Annotated in this window: 6 protein-coding genes; 2 read left to right on the top strand and 4 right to left on the bottom strand. The window is 73.0% G+C overall.

What is annotated here, in order from left to right:
- A partial coding sequence (locus tag Q0L15_RS00915) for a SpoIIE family protein phosphatase (RefSeq protein ID WP_296601595.1) occupies positions 1 to 664 on the bottom strand: 664 nt, incomplete at its 3' end.
- 47 nt (positions 665 to 711) lie between these two features.
- A complete protein-coding gene (locus Q0L15_RS00910) occupies positions 712 to 1,986 on the bottom strand; it encodes an ANTAR domain-containing protein (protein WP_296601593.1) in 1,275 nt (424 codons plus the stop codon).
- Between the two features lie 245 nt (positions 1,987 to 2,231).
- On the opposite strand from Q0L15_RS00910, the gene Q0L15_RS00905 reads away from it, so the two are divergent.
- On the top strand, positions 2,232 to 2,627 hold the full coding sequence (locus Q0L15_RS00905; protein WP_296601592.1) for an STAS domain-containing protein: 396 nt from the start codon (positions 2,232 to 2,234) through the stop codon (positions 2,625 to 2,627).
- Here the strand turns inward: Q0L15_RS00905 and Q0L15_RS00900 are convergent.
- Positions 2,578 to 3,294 carry a ferritin-like fold-containing protein gene (locus Q0L15_RS00900; protein WP_296601590.1) on the bottom strand — a complete coding sequence of 239 codons (717 nt, stop codon included), beginning with the start codon at positions 3,292 to 3,294 and terminating at the stop codon, positions 2,578 to 2,580. The genes Q0L15_RS00905 and Q0L15_RS00900 overlap by 50 nt on opposite strands.
- Positions 3,295 to 3,482: 188 nt before the next feature.
- Between Q0L15_RS00900 and Q0L15_RS00895 the strand changes: the two genes are divergently transcribed.
- Positions 3,483 to 4,952 carry a DEAD/DEAH box helicase gene (locus Q0L15_RS00895; RefSeq protein WP_296601588.1) on the top strand — a complete coding sequence of 490 codons (1,470 nt, stop codon included), beginning with the start codon at positions 3,483 to 3,485 and terminating at the stop codon, positions 4,950 to 4,952.
- 60 nt (positions 4,953 to 5,012) lie between these two features.
- Here the strand turns inward: Q0L15_RS00895 and Q0L15_RS00890 are convergent.
- On the bottom strand, positions 5,013 to 5,691 hold a 679-nt coding region (locus Q0L15_RS00890; RefSeq protein WP_296601572.1), incomplete at its 5' end, for a L,D-transpeptidase family protein.

The raw sequence follows: 5,691 nt of genomic DNA, 5'->3' as shown, positions 1-5,691 counted from the left end.
GCAGGCCGGGGACCAGGCCGCCGACCGCGGCGAGCGCGTCATCCGGGCCGCACCCAGCGAGCAGCCGCTCGCGCAGGACGGCTCGGAGCGTTGCCATCGTGGCGACGGCCTCGGTGCCGCGGCCCGCGACGTCACCGACCACCAGTGCGACGGTGCCGGCGGGGGTGAGGAGCGCGTCGAACCAGTCCCCGGCGGCCCCGTCGGCACCGTCGGCCAGCAGGTAGGTCGCGGCGAGGTCCAGCCGCGGGAGGACGGGCAGCTCCTCGGGCAGCAGCGCCTCCTGCATCCGGGTGGCGACGAGCCCGCCCGGGAGGTCCCTCGACAGGTGCGCCACCACACCGGCCGGGTGTCCGTCCGCGCCGCACCAGGGTCGCAGGTCCATGACCGCCGGGCCCCCGCTCGGCCCGAGGGCGCTGGGCACCTCGGTCGGGGTCTGCGACTGCAGGACCCACGACCAGCAGTCCAGCTGCTCGGGCTCGAGCGCCGGCAGCGCCGTCGCCAGCTCGGCACCGAGCGCGTCCTGGCCCCAGTGCGCACGCGCGGCCGCGTTGATCGCCACGATGCGGTGCCGCGCGCCCTCGGTGACGAAGGCGGGCTCGGCGGCGTGCTCGAAGCCGGCCGCCCGCGGGTCATCGCTCTGCGGACCGGGCAGGTTCGTCGTCAAGGCCCCTCCTCCCTCGGATCGGGGCCAGGTACCCGTGTGCGCCGGCGTTACCCCTGTGGTGCCGACCCGGCCGAGCGCTGCTCGACGAGCGCGCGGGCCACCTCGCGCAGCTTCGTGTGCTGGGTGCTGCTGAGGTCGACGAGGTGGTCGAAGGCTTCCTGGGCGCTGCAGTTCCGCTCGGCCATGATGATCCCCTTCGCCTGGTCGATCGTGGCCCGCGACTGGAGCGCGGCCTCGAGATCGGCCACCTCCTGCGCGAGCTCGCGCCGCACGACCGCCTCGTGCAGCACCGCGGCGAGGGCCGCTGCGAGCAGCTCCACGGACCGGACCAGCCGCTCGCCGGGCTGGTCGGCCTCCACGTAGACGCTGAGGACACCGAGCACCTCGCCGCCGAGCGACAGCGGCGCTGCGACCGCAGCCACGGCCGGCAGGCGCGGGTCGGCGGCGAGTGCCGGCCACCGGTCGGCGGTGCGCAGGTCAGCGCACACGACGGTGGCGCGCTCGGCGTACGCCGCGACGCTGGGACCTTCCTCGCGCTCGAGCTGGGCGCCGTCGACCACCTGAGCGGCCGCAGCGGAGGAGGCCACCCGCGACGGCGCCGTGGGCGCGCCCGCGCTGATGCTCACCGCCGCGCTCCCCCCGAGCGCGTGTGCGCAGATCGCGACGGCGCGCTGGAGCAGCTCGAGGTCCTCGAGGGGCGACGCGGGCAGGGCGCCGAGGTCGACGAGCGCCTCGGAGACGGCGACCTGGACGCCCTCGCCTGATTCCTCCGGCGCCTGAACGACGAGGACCCACGAGATCTCGCGAGCGTGCGGCGCCCCGGTCGCCGCGCTCACGTCGACCCGGGTCGACCGACCGTCGCGCCCGACGACGGTCGCCGTACGCCGCAGCCGCCCGCCCGGTTCCAGCCGCGCGGCGGCCGCCTGCAGGTCGGCGCGGTCCTCGCTCGCGACGAGCTCGAAGAGCCCGGTGCGCACCAGCTGGACCACGTCGGCGCCGAACAGGACGGCGGCCGATGCGTTGGCCGCGCAGATCCGGCCGTCGAGATCGGTGGTCACGACGGCGGCCGGGAGCATCTGCTGGACCCGCTGCTGCTGCCACCTCATCAGCTCCTGGGTCCGGAGCAGGCGATGGATCTCCTCCTCCTGGGCCCGGATCTCCTGAGCCGCGACCCGGAGGTGCTCGTAGGTCGCCTCGAGCTCGGCCAGCACCGCGGTCATCTGCGGCGACTCCCCCACGTGGTCGCGCAGCCGCAGGATCCGCTCGCGGAGGTCGGGGACCGTGCCGAGGTCGGACGCGGCAGCCGACCGGTCGGCTACCAAGAGACCGTCCCGTGAGAGGGACCACCGGTGCGGGTGAGTGAGCGCCGGATCGGTGGGTACCCGGCGAGCAGGACGAACGACCACGGATGCCTCGGCGACATGTCGCCACCGTACGCGGTGGTGACCATCGGCGTCTGTCCTGCCCGCCCGCAGGGGTGAGATGGACGCCGGGGCGGGCAGGTACGGTGGAAGGGACGAGATCCGCTCAGCCCACGGCGGAGCTCGCTCCAGAGACGGCTCCTCCGATGGACCAGTTCCTGCTCCACCAGCACGCCGACGGCGAGGCCACGCTGACCTGTCGCGGCGACCTCGACCTGATGACCCACGCCGACCTCGGCGCCGCCTGCTACGACGCGGTCGGCCTCGCGACCCGGCGCCTGCACGTCGACCTCGACGGCGTCGACTTCCTCGACTGCGCCAGCATCCGCCTGCTCGACCAGACGGCGCTGATCCAGGAGCGCCAGGGCGGTGAGTTCGTCGTGGTCTGCAGCAACGAGTTCCTGCGCCGCGTGCTGCGGCTGACCGGCTTCAGCGCGCGGCACGGCCTGTTCCAGGACGTCGAGGCGGCGTCCGCCCGCCGGGTCGGCCGGCTCAGCTGGCGAGTCCCAGCTCCGCCATCCGCTCGGCGTGCCGCTCGGTGATCCGGGTGAACATCCGGCCGATCGCGGCCAGGTCGAGGCCCGGACGGTCGACCCCTCCCGCCAGCAGCGCCGAGAGGGCGTCGCGGTCGGCGGCCACCCGCTGAGCCTGGGTGAGCGCCTCTCCCATCAGTCGTCGTCCCCAGAGCGCCAGCCGGCCACCGAGGCGCGGGTCCGCGGCGATGGCGGCTCGCACCCGGTCGACGACGAACGCCGCGTGCCCGGAGTCCTCCAGCGACGCGACGATCAGGTCCCGGGTCTCGGTGTCGAGGTAGGCCGCGATCTCACGGTAGAAGTCATTGGCCAGGCCGTCGCCGACATAGGCCTTGATCAGGCCCTCGTACCAGTCGGTCGGAGCCGTGTACTCGTGGAAGCGATCGATCGCGGTCACGAACGGTGCCATCGCCGCGAACGGGTCGGCACCGAGCTCGGCGAGACGGGCGTTGAGCCGCGCGACGTGACCGAACTCGGCGGCCGCCATGCTCGCGATCGCGACCTTGTCCTCCAGCGTCGGCGCGAGCTTGGAGTCCTCGGCAAGACGCTCGAAGGCCGAGATCTCGCCGTACGCGATGGCACCGAGGAGGTCCACCACGGCCTCGCGGTACTCCGGGTCCTGGAACGCGAGGTTCGATGCGGGGTCCGGGGTGTCGTCCGGCGGGGATGAGGCCACGTGCGCACCCTACCGATAGACTGGCGCCGTTCGGGTCGCCCCTCGCGGCCCGCGTAGGGGCCCGATCCGGGCCACGTATGTGCGCGGCAGACGCGTTTCCTGCAGTCCGCCGCATCCGACACTCACTCGGTTGATCCCGGCTGACTCACGAAAGCGACAAGACCCTGACCACGTTCCGAGAGCTCGGGGTGCTCCCCGAGATCTGCGACGCCCTCGAGCGCGCAGGCATCGTCACCCCCTTCGCCATCCAGGAGATGACCCTCTCCGTCGCCCTGCTGGGCACCGACCTGATCGGCCAGGCCCGCACGGGCACCGGCAAGACCCTCGCGTTCGGCATCCCGGTGCTGCAGCGCAGCGTCGCGCCCAAGGACCCCGACTACGCCGAGATCCCCCAGGGCAAGCCGCAGGCGCTGATCGTGGCGCCGACCCGTGAGCTCGCGCTCCAGGTCTCCAACGACCTCGCCGTCGCCGGCGCCGACCGTGGACTGCGCGTCCTCACGGTGTACGGCGGCGTCGGCTACGACACCCAGCTCGACGCGCTCGAGTCCGGCGTCGACATCGTCGTCGGCACGCCGGGTCGCCTCATCGACCTGTGCAACCGCCGGGCCCTCGACATCTCCCACGTGCACGCGCTCGTGCTCGACGAGGCCGACGAGATGCTCGACCTGGGCTTCCTGCCCGACGTCGAGCGGATCCTCTCGATGACGCCCGAGACCCGCCAGACGATGCTGTTCTCGGCGACGATGCCGGCCGCGATCGTCTCGCTGGCCCGCACCCACATGCGCCACCCCATGAACATCCGCGCGGAGTCGTCGTACGACAACGCGACGGTGCCCGCCACGGCGCAGTTCATCTACCAGGCCCACGACCTCGACAAGCCCGAGATCATCGGCCGGGTCCTGCAGGCCGAGGACGTCGACAAGGTCATCGTGTTCACCCGCACCAAGCGCCAGGCGCAGCGGGTCGCCGACGACCTCGTCGAGCGCGGCTTCAAGGCCAGCCCGCTGCACGGCGACATGGCGCAGGTGGCCCGCGAGAAGGCGCTGACCCGGTTCCGCGAGAACAAGATGCAGGTGCTCGTCGCGACCGACGTCGCGGCCCGCGGCATCGACGTCGCCGGTGTCTCGCACGTCATCAACTACAGCTGCCCCGAGGACGACAAGACCTACGTCCACCGCATCGGCCGCACCGGCCGCGCGGGCGCCTCGGGCATCGCGATCACGTTCGTGGACTGGCAGGACCTCGCGCGCTGGAAGATGATCAACAAGGCGCTCGACCTGCCCTTCGACGAGCCGCAGGAGACCTACTCGACCTCCGAGCACCTCTTCCACGACCAGGGCATCGCGCCCGGCACCAAGGGCCGTCTCGTCGACGCCGCCCCGGTCGAGCGGAAGCCCCGCGAGGACCGCGGTGAGCGGGGCGAGCGCTCCGAGCGCTCGGGGTCGCGCAACCGCAACCGCAGCCGGACTCGCACCCGCAGCGGCGAGAAGGTCGCCGGCGGCGCCGATGCGGGCGCCTCGGCGTCCGGTGACGCCCCGGCCGGTGGCGAGGACGGCGAGAAGAGCGGCTCCTCCCGCTCGGGCCGGTCGCGCAGTCGCAACCGGCGTCGCTCGCGTGGCTCCGGCGGATCGAGCGCACCCGCCGCCACCACAGAGTGATGCCCTCACCCCGACTCTGACATTGACCCGCCCGGAACTTCCGGGCGGGTCGATGTGATTTCAGGCGGTGACGACGACCGTCGTCCCGAGCGGCGCGAACTCCCACAACGCGATCGCGTCGGAGCGCTTCTGGCGCACGCAGCCGTGTGACTGGGGGGTGCCGAGCTGCGCGAAGGTCTGCACCGGCTTGCCGTCGTCGATCGGGATGTCGTGGAACCCGATCGCCGCGCCGGTGTCGCCCTGCGTGAAGCGGACGAAGTAACGCATGGTCCCCGAGTCGTCGATGCCCCACGCCTGCTCGGAGCGCGAGTAGACCGAGTAGGTGCCGGGGTCGAGGTTGTCGGTGACGCTGCCCGAGACCAGGTAGGTCCGCTGCACGTGCTTGGCCCTGCTCACCAGCCACACCCGCTGGCGACTCTGGCTGAACACGATGCGCTTGCCGTGGCCGGTGCCGGTCGGCAGCGCGGTGTCGTCCGGGGGATCGATCTCGGTCGCGGCCTCGCTCGACGTCTCGGACTCGGGCTCCGGCTCGGTCGACGGCGTGGAGCGGCTCGACGGCTCGGGGTCGGCGACCTTCTCGATCGCGGCCGGCGCGGGGCCCTTCGGGTCGCCGGCGGCCGACGGCAGCACGCCGGTGCCGCCGAGGACGGCGATCACGGTCACCGACAACGAGGAGCCCAGGGCGGCGAGCCGGCCGTAGCGCGGCCGGACCGGAGCGCCACGGTGCTGGCTCACGCCT

Source organism: Nocardioides sp., assembly GCF_024509035.1.
GTDB lineage: Bacteria > Actinomycetota > Actinomycetes > Propionibacteriales > Nocardioidaceae > Nocardioides.
This window is presented reverse-complemented; position numbering and strand designations above follow the sequence as displayed.